The sequence below is a fragment of the Variovorax sp. 350MFTsu5.1 genome (assembly GCF_048302515.1).
Lineage (GTDB): Bacteria > Pseudomonadota > Gammaproteobacteria > Burkholderiales > Burkholderiaceae_C > Variovorax > Variovorax guangxiensis.
Window position 1 is genome coordinate 1,705,743 of sequence record NZ_CP157620.1, and the last position, 17,346, is coordinate 1,723,088.

Annotated in this window: 17 protein-coding genes; 7 read left to right on the top strand and 10 right to left on the bottom strand. The window is 68.7% G+C overall.

Annotated elements, in window-relative coordinates; translation table 11 throughout:
- The first annotated feature begins 75 nt into the window (after positions 1 to 75).
- Both ABL843_RS07435 and ABL843_RS07440 read left to right on the top strand, forming a co-directional pair.
- Complete coding sequence (locus ABL843_RS07435; protein ID WP_369659333.1) at positions 76 to 1,134, top strand: purine-nucleoside phosphorylase; 1,059 nt, start codon at positions 76 to 78, stop codon at positions 1,132 to 1,134.
- 2 nt (positions 1,135 to 1,136) lie between these two features.
- Complete coding sequence (locus ABL843_RS07440) at positions 1,137 to 1,682, top strand: hypothetical protein (RefSeq protein WP_369659332.1); 546 nt, start codon at positions 1,137 to 1,139, stop codon at positions 1,680 to 1,682.
- Positions 1,683 to 1,685: 3 nt separating this feature from the next.
- Here the strand turns inward: ABL843_RS07440 and ABL843_RS07445 are convergent, their stop codons facing one another.
- Both ABL843_RS07445 and dinB read right to left on the bottom strand, forming a co-directional pair.
- The gene (locus ABL843_RS07445) at positions 1,686 to 2,381 is read right to left on the bottom strand and encodes a TIGR02117 family protein (protein WP_418119453.1); all 696 of its coding nucleotides are present in this window, start codon (positions 2,379 to 2,381) and stop codon (positions 1,686 to 1,688) included.
- Positions 2,382 to 2,388: 7 nt separating this feature from the next.
- Positions 2,389 to 3,582: a DNA polymerase IV gene (gene dinB, locus ABL843_RS07450; protein ID WP_418120446.1), complete on the bottom strand. Its 1,194-nt coding sequence runs from the start codon at positions 3,580 to 3,582 to the stop codon at positions 2,389 to 2,391.
- A gap of 192 nt (positions 3,583 to 3,774) precedes the next feature.
- On the opposite strand from dinB, the gene ABL843_RS07455 reads away from it, so the two are divergent.
- A complete protein-coding gene (locus tag ABL843_RS07455; protein ID WP_260319185.1) occupies positions 3,775 to 4,365 on the top strand; it encodes a putative glycolipid-binding domain-containing protein in 591 nt (196 codons plus the stop codon).
- Here the strand turns inward: ABL843_RS07455 and ABL843_RS07460 are convergent.
- From ABL843_RS07460 to ABL843_RS07470, 3 genes are read right to left on the bottom strand one after another with little or no spacing between them, the layout of a single operon-like run.
- The gene (locus ABL843_RS07460) at positions 4,355 to 5,593 is read right to left on the bottom strand and encodes an ankyrin repeat domain-containing protein (protein WP_418119454.1); all 1,239 of its coding nucleotides are present in this window, start codon (positions 5,591 to 5,593) and stop codon (positions 4,355 to 4,357) included. The two genes, ABL843_RS07455 and ABL843_RS07460, sit on opposite strands and share 11 nt — an antisense overlap.
- Before the next feature lie 57 nt (positions 5,594 to 5,650).
- The gene (locus tag ABL843_RS07465) at positions 5,651 to 6,646 is read right to left on the bottom strand and encodes a Bug family tripartite tricarboxylate transporter substrate binding protein (protein WP_418119455.1); all 996 of its coding nucleotides are present in this window, start codon (positions 6,644 to 6,646) and stop codon (positions 5,651 to 5,653) included.
- A complete protein-coding gene (locus ABL843_RS07470; RefSeq protein ID WP_369659328.1) occupies positions 6,643 to 7,563 on the bottom strand; it encodes a LysR substrate-binding domain-containing protein in 921 nt (306 codons plus the stop codon). Before ABL843_RS07470 ends, ABL843_RS07465 begins: the two co-directional genes overlap by 4 nt.
- Positions 7,564 to 7,684: 121 nt before the next feature.
- Here ABL843_RS07470 and ABL843_RS07475 point away from each other — a divergent pair, with 121 nt between their 5' ends.
- The 3 genes from ABL843_RS07475 to ABL843_RS07485 are packed head-to-tail and all read left to right on the top strand — an operon-like array spanning position 7,685 to position 12,794.
- Positions 7,685 to 10,420, top strand: a complete 2,736-nt coding sequence (locus tag ABL843_RS07475) for a tannase/feruloyl esterase family alpha/beta hydrolase (protein WP_418119456.1) — start codon at positions 7,685 to 7,687, stop codon at positions 10,418 to 10,420.
- Positions 10,417 to 11,784 (top strand): hypothetical protein, encoded by a 1,368-nt coding sequence (locus tag ABL843_RS07480; protein WP_418119457.1) that lies wholly within the window; start codon positions 10,417 to 10,419, stop codon positions 11,782 to 11,784. The genes ABL843_RS07475 and ABL843_RS07480 overlap by 4 nt, the downstream gene beginning before the upstream one ends.
- A 32-nt stretch (positions 11,785 to 11,816) precedes the next feature.
- Positions 11,817 to 12,794 (top strand): tripartite tricarboxylate transporter substrate-binding protein, encoded by a 978-nt coding sequence (locus ABL843_RS07485; protein WP_418119458.1) that lies wholly within the window; start codon positions 11,817 to 11,819, stop codon positions 12,792 to 12,794.
- A gap of 10 nt (positions 12,795 to 12,804) precedes the next feature.
- On the opposite strand, the gene ABL843_RS07490 is transcribed toward ABL843_RS07485, so the two are convergent.
- Genes ABL843_RS07490 through ABL843_RS07500 form a run of 3 tightly spaced genes read right to left on the bottom strand, consistent with a single transcriptional unit; the run spans position 12,805 to position 14,791 of the window.
- Positions 12,805 to 13,227 carry a hypothetical protein gene (locus ABL843_RS07490; RefSeq protein ID WP_418119459.1) on the bottom strand — a complete coding sequence of 141 codons (423 nt, stop codon included), beginning with the start codon at positions 13,225 to 13,227 and terminating at the stop codon, positions 12,805 to 12,807.
- Positions 13,228 to 13,281: 54 nt separating this feature from the next.
- Positions 13,282 to 13,818 carry a GrpB family protein gene (locus ABL843_RS07495; protein WP_418119460.1) on the bottom strand — a complete coding sequence of 179 codons (537 nt, stop codon included), beginning with the start codon at positions 13,816 to 13,818 and terminating at the stop codon, positions 13,282 to 13,284.
- A gap of 19 nt (positions 13,819 to 13,837) precedes the next feature.
- Positions 13,838 to 14,791 carry a GlxA family transcriptional regulator gene (locus ABL843_RS07500; protein ID WP_418120447.1) on the bottom strand — a complete coding sequence of 318 codons (954 nt, stop codon included), beginning with the start codon at positions 14,789 to 14,791 and terminating at the stop codon, positions 13,838 to 13,840.
- Between the two features lie 108 nt (positions 14,792 to 14,899).
- Here ABL843_RS07500 and ABL843_RS07505 point away from each other — a divergent pair, with 108 nt between their 5' ends.
- On the top strand, positions 14,900 to 15,913 hold the full coding sequence (locus tag ABL843_RS07505; protein ID WP_126023235.1) for an SLAC1 anion channel family protein: 1,014 nt from the start codon (positions 14,900 to 14,902) through the stop codon (positions 15,911 to 15,913).
- A 9-nt stretch (positions 15,914 to 15,922) separates the two neighbouring features.
- On the opposite strand, the gene ABL843_RS07510 is transcribed toward ABL843_RS07505, so the two are convergent.
- Positions 15,923 to 16,411, bottom strand: a complete 489-nt coding sequence (locus ABL843_RS07510; RefSeq protein WP_418119461.1) for a DUF2938 domain-containing protein — start codon at positions 16,409 to 16,411, stop codon at positions 15,923 to 15,925.
- Positions 16,404 to 17,267: a class I SAM-dependent methyltransferase gene (locus tag ABL843_RS07515; protein WP_418119462.1), complete on the bottom strand. Its 864-nt coding sequence runs from the start codon at positions 17,265 to 17,267 to the stop codon at positions 16,404 to 16,406. Before ABL843_RS07515 ends, ABL843_RS07510 begins: the two co-directional genes overlap by 8 nt.
- Positions 17,268 to 17,346: the final 79 nt, after the last annotated feature.

Here is a 17,346-nt window from a genome sequence, read left to right on the forward strand (position 1 = left end):
CGGCGGTGCGCCGGGCGCTTGCGGCTCCAGTCCTTCCGTCTTGTCCGCAGTTTTCCTCTCTCACCGGGGTTCAGAATGAGTTCGTCCAAGTCTTCTCTTTTCGCCGCCCGCTGGCTGGCCGTGCCCGCCGCGGCGCTGCTCTTCACGGCCTGTGCTTCCACGCCCAGCACTTCCACCACGACCGCCGCGGCGCAGGCTCCGGCCGCGCCAGTGAAGGTCAAGGTCTTCGTCGCCGCCATGTTCGAGATCGGCAAGAACACCGGCGACCGCGCCGGCGAGTTCCAGCACTGGTACGAGCGCTACTGGAAGGACGCCAAACCCATCGCCGTGCCCGGCGCGCTGCAGCCCGTGTACTGCAACGCCGACGGCGTGTGCGGCTCGGTGCTGGGCATGGGCAAGGTGAATTCGTCTTCGTCGATGCAGGCCATCCTGCTGAACCCGCAGTTCGACTTCTCGCAGAGCTACTACGTCATCTCCGGCGTGGCCGGCACGCCGCCCTCGCGCGGCACCATCGGCGAGGTGAGCTGGGCCACCTGGCTGGTCGACTACGACCTCGGCCACCGCTGGGCACCCGAGGAGAACAAGCCCGGCGAGCCCACCTTCATGCCGCGCAAGGGCTATGAGGAATACCGCCGCTTCAGGCTCAACCCCGACCTCGTGGGCTGGGCCATGAAGCTCTCGGCCGACACGCCCCTGAAGGACTCCGAATCGGCCCGCAAGTACCGCCTGCGCTACCCCGACGCGGCCGCGCGCCGCGCCCCCTTCGTCGGCACCGGCACCCACATGACCGGCGACACCTTCTTCCACGGCCCCGGCATGTCGAAGCAGGCGCAGTACATCGCCAAGCTCTACGGCGCCGACGACTACGTCATCACCGAGATGGAAGCCGCAGCCATCACCCTCGTCATCAAGCGCACCCACGGCACCGACCGCGTGATGAGCCTGCGCGGCGCCGTCAACTTCGACCAGGGCAACCCGAAGGAAACCACGCTGCAGCACCTCGACCCGGCTCCGGGCGAGACGGCAGGCGGCTTCGCCGAGACGGTGGAGAACATCGAGCTGGTGGGCTCGCGCGTGGTCGACCACATCGTCGCAAACTGGACGAAGTGGTCGGGCGGGGTGCCGAAGCCCTGAGCGTGACGGGCGATCCCGCCATGTGGCTGGCCGTGCAGAGCATCCGCTGCCTCTGGACGAAGGCTGGGCGCGATGCGGAGCACGGCAGGCGGCGCGGACAGGCGCCGATGCGCCTGCCTCTCACCGGGCTCGAGGCGCAGCTGCTGCAGCTACCCGTTGCGGGCGGCATGCTGTGGCAGGAGATCTCGTTGCGTTCCGACGGCGGGGCGTTCGAGAACCAGCCCGTCGCGCCGGCCGCCTGGAAGTCATGGAATGCGCAGCAGCTGCGCGAGCAGGGTTATGAATGGCACGCGCAGCCGGGCGGCATGGCCATCGGCTGGTGGCACGCCGGCGGGGTGCGGCACACAGGTCAGCCGCAACCGCTGGGTGTACTGCGGCCCGGCCAGTGGCTGCGCGTGGTGACGCACCGGCGCACCAACGGATGGGATCACTGGGCCTGGGAGAAGCGCGTGACCAACCTCATGTGCGTGGACCGCACGCATGCGCTCGACGTCTTCGCGAGCACGCCGCCGGTGCGCGTGATCGACGAGGAGCCACACCTCTACTGACTTCTACCGGATCGCGCCGGGCGGCGCCGGCTTCATGTGCCACGTCACCATGAAGTCGAACGGCGTCCAGCGACTCACGGTGACGCCTGAGCCTCGCAGGCCGCGGCCGGTCCAGGTGTTGCAGGTCTCGAAGAGGTTGTAGCCGCCTTCGGCCTCGTAGAAGGCGTCCTGGTCGTCGTAGTGCGCGCCTGCGATGGGCGTGGCCTTGCCCGATGGCAGGGCGGCGCGCACGTAGGCGGCGAGCTGCGCGTACTGGGCCTGCGTGAGCGGCAGCGCGAAGGCGCCTTGCCCGAGCTGGCTGCGCCGCAGGTAGCTCACATGAAGCAGCGCGCGGTTGCCTCCGACCAAGGCGCCGAGCGCGCGCGATGCGGTCAGGTCGGCCCAGGTGGGGGTGTTCAGGTAGAACTCGCGGTCGCCCCAGCCGATGGCGATGAGCTCGGCGTCGGGCGGTGGCGCCTTGAAGTCCGAAAGCGGAAACAGCTGGGGCCAGTCGATGGTGGCGGAACGCACAGGGAACACGTAGTCGGTATGCACGCCGTTGCTCAGCACCCAGGCCTGCACTTCGGCCCTGGCGCTCTCCGGCGGACCGGGGTTGGCGGGCCAGAACACCAGCGCGCAGGCCGTCGCCACGTACAGGCCCACCAGCGCAATGAAGCCCAGCAGCGTGAAGGCGATGCGGCGCAGCCAGCGTCGGACCATCGCGTACTCAGAAGAGCGAAGCGGTGGTCGCCACCGGTTCGGCCGCCGCGCGGTGCGCACCGGAGCCGGCGGGCGCCAGCGCCTCGGGGCTGCCGGCCTTGGCCAGCGCGCCCACGCGCACGCCCAGCAGCCGCAGCGGGCGCTCCAGCGGCACGCGTTTCAGGCACAGGCCGCCGGTCTGGCGAATGGTCTTCGCGTCGTCGGTGAAGCGGTCGATGGTCTGGTCGCGCGTGGCGATCCTGAAATCGTCGTAGCGCAGCTTGATGCCGATGGTCTTGCCCACGTAGCCCTTGCGCTGCAGGTCGGCGGCCAGCTGCTCGCACAGCTGCGTGAAGATCGCGCCCAGCTCGGCGCGGTCGCGCACCGCGTGCAGGTCGCGGTCGAAGGTGGTCTCGCGGCTCATCGACACGGGCTCGCTCTCGGTCACCACCGGGCGGCTGTCGCGGCCCCATGACACCTCGTGCATCCACGCGCCGGTGGCCTTGCCGAAGTTGGCGACGAGCCAGTCGCGGTCGCGCGCCGCGAGCTGGCCCACGGTCTCGATGCCGAAGCGCTTGAGCTTCTCGTCGGCCTTGGGGCCGATGCCGTTCACCTTGCGGCAGGGCAGGGGCCAGATGAGCTTTTCCAGGTCGTCCTCGTAGACGACAGAGATGCCGTTGGGCTTGTTGAACTCGCTCGCCATCTTGGCGATGAGCTTGTTGGGCGCAACGCCGATGGAGCAGGTGAGCCCGGTGGCGTCGAAGATGGCCTTCTGCAGCAGCCGCGCCAGCGAGCGCCCGCCCTCGCGCTGGCCGCCGGGCACGTCGGTGAAGTCGATGTAGACCTCGTCCACGCCCCGGTCTTCCATGAGCGGCGCGACCTCCAGGATGATCTTCTTGAAGGCGCGCGAGTAGCGGCGGTACTCGTCGAAGTCCACCGGCAGGATGATCGCCTGCGGGCACAGCTTGGCCGCCTTCATGAGCCCCATCGCCGAGCCCACGCCGAACTGCCGCGCCGGGTAGGTGGCGGTGGTGATCACGCCGCGGCCGGTGTAGTCCTTCAGCAGCGGAAAGGCCTCCACCGGAATGTCGGCCAGCGTGCCGCCTTCGGGCAGGTTGCGGATGGCCTCGTCCACGCGCCTGCGCCCGCCGCCGATCACCACTGCCTTCCCCTTGAGCTGCGGATAGCGCAGCAGCTCGACGGACGCGTAGAAGGCGTCCATGTCGAGGTGCGCGATGCGGCGGATCTTCGGTGCCGATGGGGTCTGGGAGCTCACGGAAACAATTGTCTCGCGGCTGGGCGCCGCCTGCGCATGCGGGGCGATTCGCCGACGCGCACGCCCAGCAGCGTGCCAGGCCGACTTTTTTCGGGGCGGCGGGTCATTGCTTGCGCGCCGCCGCATGCCGGTGCCATCATGCGCGCCATGCAAACGGTCGCCTCCATCCTCTGGCGCAGGCTCGACGTACCGGGTCACGATGCCTGCCGCCTCGAACGCAATGCCTCGGCCTGGCAACTCGACGGTGCGGCGGTGTTCCGCCTGGAAGACGGCCGCATCGGCCAGCTGCACTACCGTGTGCGCTGCGACCTGCTGTGGCACACCCAGTGGGGTACGGTGCGCGGATGGCTCGGCGACTCGGCGGTCGACCTCTCCATCGCCCGCGACCCGCGCGGCCACTGGAAGCTCAACGACGAGGCCGTGCCCGACCTGTCGCACTGCATCGACCTCGACCTGGGTTTCACGCCCGCCACCAACCTGCTGCAACTGCGCCGACTGGGTCTTGCGAAAGGCGAGGGCGCGGATGCGCCTGCCGCATGGCTCGATATCGATGGCGGCGGCGGGCTCAGTGAGCTGATGCAGCGTTACGAGCGGCGCAGCGAGACTGAATATGCGTACGAGGCGAAGCGCTTCGATTACGCGGCAGTGCTGAAAGTGACGCCGGACGGTTTTGCGTTCGACTACCCGGGCCTTTGGATGGCCGATGACTCGAAGCAGACTAAGGCTTGACCGGCGCCGGTATTGAGCCCCGATAGTCCTGGATCGAGGGGTTCGCTCCAGCGGCGGTCAGTGTGGCCCATGCCTGTCTCAATTGGTCGGCTTGAGGGCGTCCCGTCATTGGCCCATAGTTCGCGCTTGCCAATCCATGCAGCGGGGTTCGGCCGCTGGCATCCTGAGCGTTGGGGTCGGCGCCTGCAGCTACCAGTACGCGGATGCCACCTGGATCGAACCTGCTGACGACTGCATGCAATGCGGTCTCCCCTTGTTCGTTGCGAGCGCTCAAGTTCACGCCATTTGATTTCAGAAATCCGAGGGCTTCCACGTCTGTGTGCCTTGCTGCGCATTCGGTCCATCGCTTCTGCTCCGCAGCGGACAAGGTGCGAAGCATTTGCGGTATTTTCATGCGCGGAAATGACAAGCGGCGTGCCGACGTGCGCCAGCTGTTGTCGCACCAAAGTTGTTCGGCAAGTTCATGGCCTCCGGGCTCGGTGACATCGAGCCGATCGATGGCGGAGGCGAAAACCGATTGCGCAAAAGGCGTTCCGAATGCTATGGCCATCAGAGCGGTCTGTGCGCTCGCTGCGGGTGGACGAAGGTTTTCGATTTCGCGCAGGAGCGAATCGTCATTTCTGAGGATGGCAACCAATCGGTATTTGTCGAGAAAGCGCAGTCGCCACGCGGGATTGGTGATGGCCGGGATGAATTGCTCTGGTCTGCTGGTGTCCCAGGTCGCCGGCGGGTTATTGAGCTGCGGTCGCTCCTGGCCCGGCAAAAAATCCCGGTGCCACGTCCACATCGAATTGAAGCCATGCGTATACGGTGCAGCACCGTATGTTCCGACATATTCGATTTCTGCACGGGGCATCTGAGTGGCGTCTTGTGCGTAGGCAGCCTGCGTGTCGGCCTTTCCCTCTGTGTAGATTCTGTACGGCGGTATGCCCAGCTGGATCAGCGTGAACCTCGTCGAAGCGGCTCGACGTTCGCTCAGCGCCTTTGTATCTGTCTCGCCTGGAGCTGCATGTCCAACAGCGATGATCACTTCCAATTGGTGCTTGTCGATGCGGTCGGCAAAGGCACGCAGTTTTTCTTGCTGTGCGGTCGCAAGGGCATCGTCACCTTGTTCGAAGAAAACTTCGGCGGCGAACGTCGCCTTGTTGCTGTAAGCGCCTGCATCGTTGGCATGAACCAATAGGCCCGCAACGGCGAGGACGGACAGAAAGTGTTTCGCGGATTGCAAGATTCCTCCCCCGCGCGGCGTTTTTCTGGGGTTGCGATGTGCCGCGGCGCTGGGAGCTTAGTCGAACTGCGACCGATCCCCCGTCACCAGCTCCCGGTTGCGCCGCCGGTCCAGCGCGATCTCGTGCGCGAAAACCTCGCTGCCGCCACCCGCCGGCAGGTTGTAGGCCGCTCGCAGCCGTGCGCGCACCGCGTCGCTTTCGAGTACGCGGTTGATCTCCGCATTGAGCATCTGCACCACAGCTGGTGGTGTGCGCGCGGGCGCGAAGATGCCGAAGAGCGAATCGCGGTTGGCCTTCCCGAAACCCAGTTCCGCGAGCGTGGGCACCGTGGGCAGTGCCTCGATGCGCGCAGGCGCGCCCACGGCCAGCGCCTGGAATCGGCCACCTTCGATGTACTGCAGCTGCTGCGCGGCGACGTTGGTGGAGAGCACCTCGAACTGGCCGCTGAGCGCATCGTTGAGCTGCGGACCGCCGCCCTGGTAGGGAATGTGCGTGATGTCGGCACCGCTTTGCGCGCGCACCTGCGCCAGCACCAGGTGGCCGATGGTGGCCACGCCCGACGTCGCCCATCGCACTTCGCCCGGCTGCCTGCGCGCCTGCGCGATCAGCTCGCCGAAACCGCGGCCGGTGAAGGCGGGCGTGCCCACCACCAGCACCGGTGTGCGCATCACGCTGGCCACGGGCACGAAGGCGCGCATCGGGTCGTAGGGAACGCGTGCGAGCAGAGGGTGCAGCGTGAGCGGGCTGATGGCCGAGAAGGCCAGCGTGCTGCCGTCGGGCGTGGAGCGGGCGAGTGCGTCCATGCCGAGGCTGCCGCCCGCGCCGGGGCGGTTCTCGATGAGCACCGGCACGCCGAGCGAACGTGCGAGCGGCTCGGCCAGCACGCGCGCCATTCCGTCGCTCACGCCGCCGGGCGGATAGACCACGATCAGGCGCACCGGACGGTTCGGCCACTGTGCCGGCGCCGCGTGCAGCACGCGCGGCAATGCGCACGCCGCCGCGAGCAGGGCGCTGGCGCGTTGCAGCAGGTGGCGACGGCGAAGCCGGATCATGAGCCGGGGTTCTCCTGCGCCAGCCTGCGCAGCAGCGCCGCGAAATTCAGCGCGGGCAGGTTGTCTTCCTCGGCGCGCGAGACCAGCGTGAGCGGCGCGTCGAGCTGCCCGCCATCGGCGAGGCGCGTGTAGGCGATGGCGTGCGCGTGCACGCCATGCATCGACGCCGGCACCACCGAGAGGCCGACACCCGCGGCCACGAGATTGAGGTTGGTCATCATTCGATCGACTTCGGCCACCACGCGCGGGCGCAGCCCCTTGGCGTGGCACAGCGCGAGCAGGTCGGCATACAGGCCCGGCGCGCCCGGGCGCCGCACGAGGATGATGCCTTCCTCGCAGAGCTTCGCGAGCGGCAGCGGGCGCGAGTCCTTGTCGCGGCCGAGGGCAAGGCGATGGTCGCTGGGCATGGCCACCAGCACCGGCTCGCGCAGCAGCGTCTCGAACATCAGCCCCTCGGGCCGCGCGACCGGCACGCGCAGCAGGCCGCAGTGCAGGCGGCCGGCGGCCAGCGCCTCGGTGAGCTCGGCGGCGTTGTCCTCGCGCAGCTGCAGCTCCACGTCGGGGTAGGCGCGGCGGAACTCGCGCAGCGCCTCGGGCATGAAACGGTGCGCCGCCGCCGAGCTGGTGAAGCCCACCGCGAGCGTGCCGGCCTGGCCCTTGGCCACGCGGGTCATGCGCTGCTTCATCGATTCCATGTCCTGAAGCATGCGCAGCGCCTCGGCCTGGAACAGCCGGCCCGCGTCGGTGAGCGCCACGCCGCGCGGATGGCGCCGGAACAGCAGCACGCCCAGCTCGCGTTCGAGCGCCTTGATCTGCAGGCTCAAAGGCGGCTGCTGGATGCCCAGCTGCTCGGCCGCGCGCGTCATGTGGCCGGTCTCGGCAACGGCGGCGAAGTAGCGCAGTGCCCGTATGTCCATATGTTTTTTGTATGAAAAGTGCCTTGTTATTTTATTTGACCCTAAGTCACCCCGAATCTATCTTCCGGCCGCCCATTCAAGAACAAGCGGTCCAACGAGACCGCATGCCGGAGACAAGTCCATGCGCAAAGAGCGCCCTGCATCGAAGTTCCTCGCCGTCGCCAGCGCGATCGGCATCTCATTGGCCCTGGCCGCCTGCGGCGGCGGAGGCGGGGGAGGAGGCGGCGGCTTCGCCTTCCTGCCCCCGACCAGCACGCCGCCCGCCAGCGGCGGCGACAACCCACCGGCAGGCGACCCACCCGACAACCCGCCGCCTCCGCCCGTGCAGCCGGTCGTCTCCTGCGCCGACCTCGCAGGTCGGAGCCTGCCGGCCTCGCTGATCAGCCTGCCCACGCAGGGCGCCACCGTCACCAGCGCCACGCCGGTCGCCGCGAGCGACGCCGGCAACACGCTGGGCGATTACTGCCGCGTGCGCGGCACCATCCAGCCGGTGGACCCCAATTCGCAGTCCATCAACTTCGCGGTCAACCTGCCCGAGAAGTGGAACCAGAAGACCATCCACTTCGGCGGCGGCGGCTTCGACGGCGTGCTCATCGACGGCACCGAGGTCATCCGCTTCGGTCCCGCCGGCAAGCCCGCGCCGCTTGCGCTGGGCTACGCCACCTACGGCGACGACTCGGGCCACCGGTCGGGCAGCATCACCGACGGCAAGTTCGCGGCCAACGACGAGCAACTCGCCAACTACGGCGGCAACTCGCTCAAGAAGACGCGCGACGTGGCGCAGGCGCTGGTGCTCGCGCGCTACGGCATGGCGCCGAAGCACGCCTACTTCCTGGGCACCTCCACCGGCGGGCGCGATGCGCTGAGCTACATCCAGCGCTGGCCGCTGGACTACGACGGCGTGATCGCCAACGAGCCCGCGCTCAACTACACCGGCACGCGCCTGTCGAACGTGGCCGTGGGCCGCGCGCTCTACAACAACGGCGGCGCCGGCTGGATGAACGTGGCGAAGACGCTGCTGGTGCAGAAGGCCGCGATGCAGGCCTGCGACAAGCTCGACGGCGCGGCCGACAGCATCGTGAGCAATGTCGAAAGCTGCCGCCTGCTGAACAGCCAGATCCTGGCCTCGCTGCGCTGCAGCGGCGGCGCGGACACGGGCGACACCTGCCTTTCGGACGCGCAGCTCGACACCGTGCGCGCCATCGAATCGCCGCTGGACTTCACGACCTACGCGCTGGCCAACGGCGTGAAGCGCGCAGGGGGCTACAACCTGCTCGAGGGCGCGCTGGTGGCCGGGCCCTTCACCACGCGCGACCTCGGCACGCGGAAGGTGCCGGCCAACCCCGCCACCTCGGCCGACGCCAACATGTACGTCACCGGCGACCAGTGGGTGAAGTTCTTCGTCACCCGCATCGCGAACTTCGACACGCTGACCTTCGACCCGCTGAACCCGGGCAGCTATGCGGCGCGCGTGACCGAGGTGTCGAACCTCACCGACGCGACCAACCCGAACCTCGCGCCCTTCTTCGCGCACGGCGGCCGGCTCATCATGCTGCACGGCCTGGCCGACGAGGTGATCAGCCCCAACTCGACCATCGACTACTACAAGCAGCTCATCGCCACCGTGGGCCAGGCCTCGGTCGACCAGAGCGTGCGCTTCTACACCGTGCCCGGCATGGGCCACGGCACCGGCAGCTTCATTCCCAACTGGGATTCGCTCGCCGCGCTCGAAGGCTGGGTGGAGAACGGCCTCGCGCCCGCCACCGGCGTCGCGGTGGACGCTGTGGCCGGCACCTATGGCCGCACCCGCCCGCTGTGCCTGTTCCCGGCCTGGCCCAAGTACCGCGGCAGCGGCAGCCTGGACGCGGCCGTCAACTACAGCTGCGTGACCGAGGTCGGCGACCCGCTGGCCTGCCCGAACCTGCCCGCGGCAGTCACCACCTACAAGGGCGGCGACAGCTTCGGCGAGGAGCTGCGCGTGCAGATCGACCCGGCCACCATGGCCTACACCGTGACCATCGATGCCAGCCTGCAGCGCACGGCGGGCACGGTGCGCAGCGGCACGCTGGTGTCGGAAGGCAACTGCAGCTATGCCAGCGCGGAGAGCGGGGCGGTGTTCAGCTTCGGCGCGGGCGGCGTGCTCTCGGGCGGCGTGAATGCGCCCAGCGGCGGTGGCTTCGCGCCGCTGCTGGCGTTCCAGAACGCCTTCCAGAACGCGGCCACGCCGACGGTGTTCAACCCGGTGGCGAACATCTTCAACGCCGTGGGCGTGCAGCAGGGCACAGGCGGCACGGCGGCGCATGCGTCGTCGGTGCGGCTGCGCAACGCGGGCACCTTCCAGTACTGCCGCGATCCGGTCAGCGGCGCCTTCATGACCTACGACGCGAGCTGCACGCAGACCGAGAAGGGCTACATCACCTACAACGGCACGCGCGGCGCCTTCGACCTGTACACCACTTCGCCGACCGGCAGCGCCGTGACCACCGGCGGCACGCTCACCGGCTCGATGGTCATCGGCCTGGTCAACGGCGTCGCCGTGCCGGTGCACCTGGTACGTGAATCGGCGGCCAACATGGGCATGCGCGTGTACGGCCTGCAGCAGAGCCTGGTCAGCGGCACGGCAGACGGCAGCTACGCGCTGGTCAGCGTCAAGGGCGAGAACCACGATGCCACGGTGGCCGGCACCGGCCTCAACCTCGGCGGCGCGGCGGCCGCGCTGAACTACGACACTCCCGTGCTCGGCGTGGCGCAGGCCGATGCCGGCCGGCCGGGCAATTTCATCTTCAACAGCGGCGTCCTCGCATTCGTCTCCACCGACACGGCGAAGGCGGCGCTCGAATTCGGAGTACGCCATTGAACAAACGACTTTCCAGCCTCGCGGCTTCCACCGCCTTCGCGCTGATCGGTGCGGTATCGGGTGCGCAAGCCCACGCCGCTCCTGCCGGCCCGAAAGCGGCAGCCTGCCCCTCGCCGGTGCCCGAGTCTGCGCGCTGCTACACCGGTGAAGACGGCGCGGGCTCGTTCTACTGGATCGCCATCCCGAAGGACTGGGCGAAGAACGCCGGCCGCGTGCTCGTGATGCACGCCCACGGCGGCCCCGAGACCGGACCGCCCAAGCTGGAGCGCAGCGAGGAAGACCTCAAGCGCTGGGCCGTCACCGTGAAGGCCGGCTATGCGTGGGCCGCTTCCACCTACAGGCGCGGCGGCTACGGCGTGACCGTGGCCGCCGAAGACACCGAGCGCCTGCGCCGGATCTTCGTGCGCCATTTCGGCCAGCCGCACCGCACGCTGCTGCACGGTCAGAGCTACGGCGCCGGCGTGGCGGCGAAGGCGGCGGAGCTCTATGCGCCGGCCGGCGGCGCGAAGTCGCCTTACGACGGCCTGCTGCTCACCAGCGGCGTGCTCGGCGGCGGCAACAGCGCCTACGACTTCCGGCTCGACCTGCGCGTGGTCTACCAGTACGTCTGCCGCAACCATCCGCGCCCCGACGAGCCGCAGTACCCGCTGTGGATGGGCCTGCCGCTCGATTCGAAGCTCACGCGCGCCGACCTCGCCGCGCGCGTGAAGGAGTGCACCGGCGTCGGCCTGCCCGCCGCGCAGCGCACGCCGGAGCAGGCGGCGCGGCTGAAGACCATTCTTTCGGTCGTGAAGATCCAGGAGCGCTCGCTGCTGGGCCACCTGAGCTGGGCGACCTGGCTCTTCCAGGACCTGGTGCAGAAGCGCCTGGAAGGCCGCAACCCCTTCGGCAACGTCGGCGTGGTCTACAGCGGCTCGGCCGACGACGCGGCGCTCAATGCCGGCGTGCTGCGCTATGCGGCCGATCCGCAGGCCAAGGGCGCGCTGGCGGCCGACAGCCAGCCCACCGGCCGCACCGCGCTGCCCACCGTGGGCCTGCATGCCATCGACGATCCCACGGCCTTCGTCGAACTCGAAAATTCCTACCGCCGCATCCGTGACGCGGCCGGCACCGGCGACCTGCTGGCACAGAGTTTCAGCAGCGAGCGCGAGCACAGCTACCTGAGCGATTCGGAATACCCCGCGCTCTTCGCCGCGCTGCTCGACTGGATCGACAAGGGCGAGAAGCCCACACCCGAGGGCCTCGCCCAACGCTGCAAGACGCTGATGCCGCGCTACGACACCGACGGCAGGAACGGCTGCCACATCCAGCCCGCATGGCAGCCGCCCGCGCTGGAGAGCCGCGTGCCGCCGCGCGCGCCCTGAACCATTTTTCAATCCAACCTCACGGAGACTCCATGAAGAAACTGTTCGCCCTCGCGGCGATCGCCGCTGCCGCCGTCGCTGCCCATGCGCAGGACTTCCCGGGCGGCAAGCCCGTCACCATCGTCGTGCCCTTCGCGGCTGGCGGCCCGACCGACCGCGTCGCGCGCGACCTTGCCGAGGCGCTGCGCAAGCCGCTGGGCGGCAGCACCGTCATCATCGACAACGTGCCCGGCGCCGGCAGCTCCATCGGCGCGGCCAAGGTGGCGCGCGCCACGCCCGACGGCTACACGCTGCTGCTCAACCACATCGCGATGGCCACCGTGCCCAGCCTGGTGCGCAACGTGCCGTTCAAGGTCGAGACCGACTTCGAGTACCTGGGCATCGTCAACGACGTGCCGATGACGCTCATCTCCAAGCCGGGCATTCCGGCCGCCAACTACAAGGAGCTCAGCGGCTGGATCGCCGCCAACAAGGGCAAGATCAACCTCGGCAACGCCGGCGTGGGCTCGGCTTCGCACCTGTGCGGCCTGCTGTTCCAGAGTGCCACCAAAACCGAGATGACGCCGGTGCCCTACAAGGGCACCGCGCCCGCCATCACCGACCTGATCGGCGGCCAGATCGACCTGCTGTGCGACCAGACCACCAACACCACGCCGCACATCCAGGGCGGCAAGGTGAAGGCCTTCGCCGTCACCACGTCGAAGCGGCTCGCGCTGCCGCTGTTGAAGGACCTGCCCACGCTCGACGAGGCCGGCCTGAAGAACTTCCAGGTCACGATCTGGCACGGCCTGTACGCGCCCAAGGGCACGCCCGCGCCGGTGCTCAAGAAGCTCAACGACGCACTCAAGCTCGCGCTGAAAGATCCGGACTTCATCCACCGCGAGGAACAGCTCGGCGCCGTGGTGGCCACCGACGGCCGCGTCGAGCCGGCGGGCCACAAGAAGTTCGTGATCGACGAGATCGCGAAATGGACGCCCGTGATCAAGGCGGCGGGCGTCTACGCCGACTGAGAGCCGCAAGCTACCGCCCCACGGCGATCAGCGTCCAGACGATCGCCACCAGCTGGGCGATGTTGATCAGGATCGCGACCACGTGGGTTCTGCGGAACCCCGGGATCGCGTCCATGTAGTTCGACTGGATCTGCGTGCCCAGCGCGTCCATCTTCGGAATCACTTTCTTGCGCAGCACGACGGCGATCGCCGCCAGTGCCGTCGCGCCGGCCGCGATGCCCAGCCGACCCGCGGAGGCAAAGCTCACCGCCGTCGCGCTCGCGGTGATGAAGGCGGCGACGTAGTAGATGTTGAAGAAGCCGCGCACGAAGCGCGCGTCCAGCGGCGTGTCGTGCTTGAGCACCAGCAGCGGGATGGAGCCCATGATGAAGTAGGCCGTCGTGACGAGCAGCGCCACCGTGAAGAACAGGGCGGCGAACATGGCAGCGGACATCTGGACTCACCTCCGTGCACAGGCCTCTTCGGGCCTCCTGCGGCGCTGGAACGGCTACTCCCTGGGAATCTGGGCCTCGATTTCCTTGATTACAGCCTCTTTCTCGCGGTTGTATATCTGGGGATTGGCCGGATCGACCGCGTGGGCGCGGTCCTTGGCCTGCTCGTACTTCAGGCGCAGGTCGGGGCGGCGTTCGAGGATGCCGATGAAGGCCAGCGAATCCCTGTGGACCGGATCGCCGCGGTGGCAGACGTGGATGTTGATATTGAAGCGCCGTCCTGCGTGCAGCACCGAGCCGCAGACATACGGCTTCTCGTCGCGGTCGACCCAGACCGGGCGGCGGTGGAAGCCGATGCCTTCGAACTGCGCCTGCTCCTCGCGCAGGTTCTCGCGGGTGGTGATGGCGGCCGTGTCGATCATGGGCTTGCCGCGCAGGCCGGCGATGGCCGTGCTGCCGATGTGCACCAGCTCCACGCCGGGCAGCCGTGCCTGCACGTACTCGCGCGCGGCGGCGAAGACTTCGGCGTACGCCGGGTCGTAGGCGACGATGTTGCGCTGGTCCAGTCCCTCGTCGAATGGCTCGATCTTCATGGGTCGCTCCGGTGTGTCGTCAGCTGGCGAAGCGCCTGCGGTACTCCACGAGGCTCACGCCCAGGCGGCGGCCGAATGCACGCCTGAAGCCGTCAACGTTCGCGTAGCCCACCGCGTCGGCCAGCCGCTTGGCCGGCAGGTCCGACTCCTCGGCCATGCGGCGGGCGGCGTCGATCCTTGCATTCTCGACAAACTCGGCCGGCGTGGTGCCGGTTTCGCTGCGGAAGATGCGCGCGAAGTTGCGCTCGCTCATGCCGGCGCGCTGGGCGAGGGCGGGCACGGAGAGGTCGCCCTTGAGGTTCGCGAGCACGTGGTCCTGCACTTCGCGCATGCTGGAGCGCTCGGAGGTCTGGGCCGCCAGGTGGGCGCTGAACTGGCTCTGTCCGCCGGGGCGCTTGAGGAACATCACCAGTTGCCGCGCCACGCTCAGCGCGAGGTCGCGGCCGTGGTCTTCCTCCACCATGGCCAGCGCGAGGTCCATGCCGGCCGTGACGCCGGCGGAGGTGAAGAGCTGGCCGTCGCGCACGTAGATGGCGTCCGACTCGACGCTGGCGAGCGGGTAGTCGGAGGCGAGCTGGCCCGCGAGCTTCCAGTGCGTGGCCACGCGCTTGCCGTCGAGCAGCCCGCTGGCGGCAAGCACGAAGGCGCCGCTGCACACCGAGCCGTAGCGCCGCACGGTGCGCGCCTGGCGCCTGAGCCACTCTTGCAACTGCGTGTCGGCCGCCATGTCTTCCACGCGGGGGCTGCCGGCGACCAGCAGGGTGTCGATGGCGCCGCGATGCGTGGCCACCGTGGAATCGACGCCCAGCCGCAGCCCGCCGCTGCTCTTGAGCATGCTTTCGCCGCTGGAGATCACCTGGACGCGATAGGCGCGCGGGTCGCCCAGCTGCTGCGATGCCTCGGCGAAGACGTCGGCGGGGCCGGCCACGTCGAGCAGCTGGAAACGGGGAAAGGCGAGGATGGCGACACGCATGGCAGACAAGGTCCGGGGATTGGCTGAAAACGCCGTGAGTTGGCGGAAATGGCTTCGGTAGTCTGGCGGAAAATACACATTAATGCAAATCCAGCCAAGGACGACAACATGCAAAACCAGGCTCTGAACCCTTCCTCCCCGGTGATTTCATCGGTCGCCGCGGTTGCGCCGCGCGCGCAAGCCTCCGTGCGCAACCTCCCGGTCAACCTCTTCGCCTCCGTGATGGGCTTTTCCGGGCTGGCCCTCGCATGGCGGCTCGCGCATGAGAGCCTGGGCGCGCCGGCCATCATCGGCGAAGCCATCGGGGCCTTCGCGCTGGGCGTGTTCGTGCTGATCGCGGCGGGCTACCTGACGAAGCTGGTGAGGCATCCGCAGGCGGTGCACGCGGAGTTCCATCATCCGGTGGCGGGCAACTTCTTCGGCACCATCGCGATCTCCATCCTGCTGCTGTCGGCCGTCATCGCGCCGTACAGCGCGCCCCTCGCTCACCTCGCGTGGACGATCGGGCTGCTAGCGACCTTCTCGCTGAGCTTCGCCGGCCTGTCGCGGCTGCTGAAGGGGCAGGTGGATGCCTCGCTCGCGGTGCCGGCGTGGATCATCCCCGGCGTGGCCACGCTCGATATTCCCGTGACCGGCGCGCACATGCCGATGGCCTGGGCGGCCGAGGCCAACCTGGCTGCCAGCGCCATCGGCGTGGTGCTGGCCCTCGTGCTCTTCACCATGATCATCGGCCGGCTGGTGCATCGCGATCCGCTCGCTCCCGCCATGGAGCCATCGCTGATGATCCTGGTGGCGCCTTTCGCCGTGGGCTTTCTCGCCTACACCAACATCGTCGGCGAGATCGACCGCTTCGCCTCGCTGCTCTTCTACTTCGGCCTTTTCATGTTCGCCGTGGTCGCGCCGAAGGTGTTCCGCCGTGGCGCCAGCTTCGCGCCGGGCTGGTGGGCGATCGGCTTCCCGATGGCTGCGCTGGCCAACGCCGCGCTGAAGTACGCGGAGTCGCATCCGAGCGAGCCGCTCTGGGCGATCGCCATCGTGCTGCTGGCTGCGCTGAACGTGGCGCTGGCGGTGCTCACGGTGAAGACGGTGCGGATCGCGCTCAACGGGAAGCTCTTCGCCTGAGCTTTTCGCTCAGGCCAGGGCACGGCCGGTCGTGTAGAGCCCGAGCCCGAAGACCGCGTGCGTGACGAGGCTGTGCAGCCGCGCGATGGCCGGGCGCGGTGTGCGGCTGGCGGCGATGCCGGCGCCCATGGCCGGCTGCATCACCAGCAAGGGCGCGGCCACGCTGCCGATGCCGACGAGCATTGCGGGGCCGGGCGTGGGAGCAAGCAGCCAGCCGTGGCCCCAGACGGCGAGCAGTACCGCGGCGAATGCGATGCCGATCGTGTAGTGCGCGACCCAGCCCAGCAGGCGTTCTCCATGTACGGGCGGCGTGGCGGCGATGGGCGTGTGGAAGAAGCGGCCGCGCGGCAACCAGGCCAGCCAACGGCCGACCAGCGCGTAGTCGAGCGACGGAACGCCCAGCAGGTGCTTGCGGGCGATGGCCCAGAGGTCCATGAGCGCGGTGGCGCCGGTGCCGATCAACACCGCGCCGGCAAGCAGCTTCGTCGTGTCAGGCATCGGCACGCCCCTTGACCAGCCAGCAGGCTGCGGTCAGCCGGACCTCGTCGCCATGCACGTAGGGCTCGAAGGCGGCGCGCACCGTGTGGATGACCCGGGCGCGCGTTTTCTCATCCGCCTGCAGCAGCGCAATGCCGACCGGACCGAGGCGGCTCAGATAGCCGATCAGATCCCTCTCGGGCATCGTGCAGTTCCGGTCGACGGGCCGGATGTCGATGCAGTGCCAGCCGCTTTCCTCGAGGACGGCCTGCACCCGCTCGCGGTCCGCGAAGGCGAACTGGCCCGGTGCGCCCGGAACCCGGGGCGGCAGGTTCGGCAGCAGCGGCGCGGCTGCGCGCTCGGCGGTCGTCATGAACGGGTTCTCGGCCGCGCTTCGCCATGCGATGAAGCTCAGCCCCGCGCCGTCCTTCGCGGCGTGCCGCAGGTTGGCGAAGGCGCGCACGGGGTCGTCGAAGAACATCACCCCAAGGCGCGAGACGATGCTGTCGAAGCCCGCGGGCTCGAATGCGTGGGTCTGCGCGTTCGCGCAGATGAAGCGCGCGGGGATTCCTTCGCGCCCGGCACGGACGCGGGCGGCGGCGATCATCGGCTGCGAGATGTCGATGCCGGTGCATTCCGCGCCGCCGCCCACCGCTCGCGCGATGGCCAGCGTGGTGCCGCCGGTGCCGCAGCCGACGTCGAGCACGCGGCTCCCGGGAGCGGCGCAGGCCGTCTCGACGAGCAGTTTCTCCAGCGGGCTGAAAAGCTGGTCCAGCGTTTGCTGCGCATCGACCCAGGCGTGGCCTGCCGGGCCGTTCCAGAGCCGGGCCTGTGCGTCGCCGGCCGCTTGCGTGGCGGGGTGCATGGTTTTCTCCATGATCGTTTCCTCTTGCTTGCCTTCACGAGGCGGAAGCCGCACTATGCAAATTCAAGCCGGCTTGAAGTCAAGAGGAGGA

Excerpts from the sequence above, each read along its gene's own strand:
- ABL843_RS07490 (WP_418119459.1), bottom strand. The coding sequence starts at position 13,227 with ATGTCCGCTGCCATGTTCGCCGCCCTGTTCTTCACGGTGGCGCTGCTC.
- ABL843_RS07445 (WP_418119453.1), bottom strand. The coding sequence starts at position 2,381 with ATGGTCCGACGCTGGCTGCGCCGCATCGCCTTCACGCTGCTGGGCTTC.
- ABL843_RS07435 (WP_369659333.1), top strand. The coding sequence starts at position 76 with ATGAGTTCGTCCAAGTCTTCTCTTTTCGCCGCCCGCTGGCTGGCCGTG.
- ABL843_RS07515 (WP_418119462.1), bottom strand. The coding sequence starts at position 17,267 with ATGGAGAAAACCATGCACCCCGCCACGCAAGCGGCCGGCGACGCACAG.
- ABL843_RS07485 (WP_418119458.1), top strand. The coding sequence starts at position 11,817 with ATGAAGAAACTGTTCGCCCTCGCGGCGATCGCCGCTGCCGCCGTCGCT.
- dinB (WP_418120446.1), bottom strand. The coding sequence starts at position 3,582 with ATGGACGCCTTCTACGCGTCCGTCGAGCTGCTGCGCTATCCGCAGCTC.
- ABL843_RS07465 (WP_418119455.1), bottom strand. The coding sequence starts at position 6,646 with ATGATCCGGCTTCGCCGTCGCCACCTGCTGCAACGCGCCAGCGCCCTG.
- ABL843_RS07455 (WP_260319185.1), top strand. The coding sequence starts at position 3,775 with ATGCGCGCCATGCAAACGGTCGCCTCCATCCTCTGGCGCAGGCTCGAC.
- ABL843_RS07475 (WP_418119456.1), top strand. The coding sequence starts at position 7,685 with ATGCGCAAAGAGCGCCCTGCATCGAAGTTCCTCGCCGTCGCCAGCGCG.
- ABL843_RS07505 (WP_126023235.1), top strand. The coding sequence starts at position 14,900 with ATGCAAAACCAGGCTCTGAACCCTTCCTCCCCGGTGATTTCATCGGTC.
- ABL843_RS07500 (WP_418120447.1), bottom strand. The coding sequence starts at position 14,791 with ATGCGTGTCGCCATCCTCGCCTTTCCCCGTTTCCAGCTGCTCGACGTG.
- ABL843_RS07510 (WP_418119461.1), bottom strand. The coding sequence starts at position 16,411 with ATGCCTGACACGACGAAGCTGCTTGCCGGCGCGGTGTTGATCGGCACC.
- ABL843_RS07495 (WP_418119460.1), bottom strand. The coding sequence starts at position 13,818 with ATGAAGATCGAGCCATTCGACGAGGGACTGGACCAGCGCAACATCGTC.
- ABL843_RS07470 (WP_369659328.1), bottom strand. The coding sequence starts at position 7,563 with ATGGACATACGGGCACTGCGCTACTTCGCCGCCGTTGCCGAGACCGGC.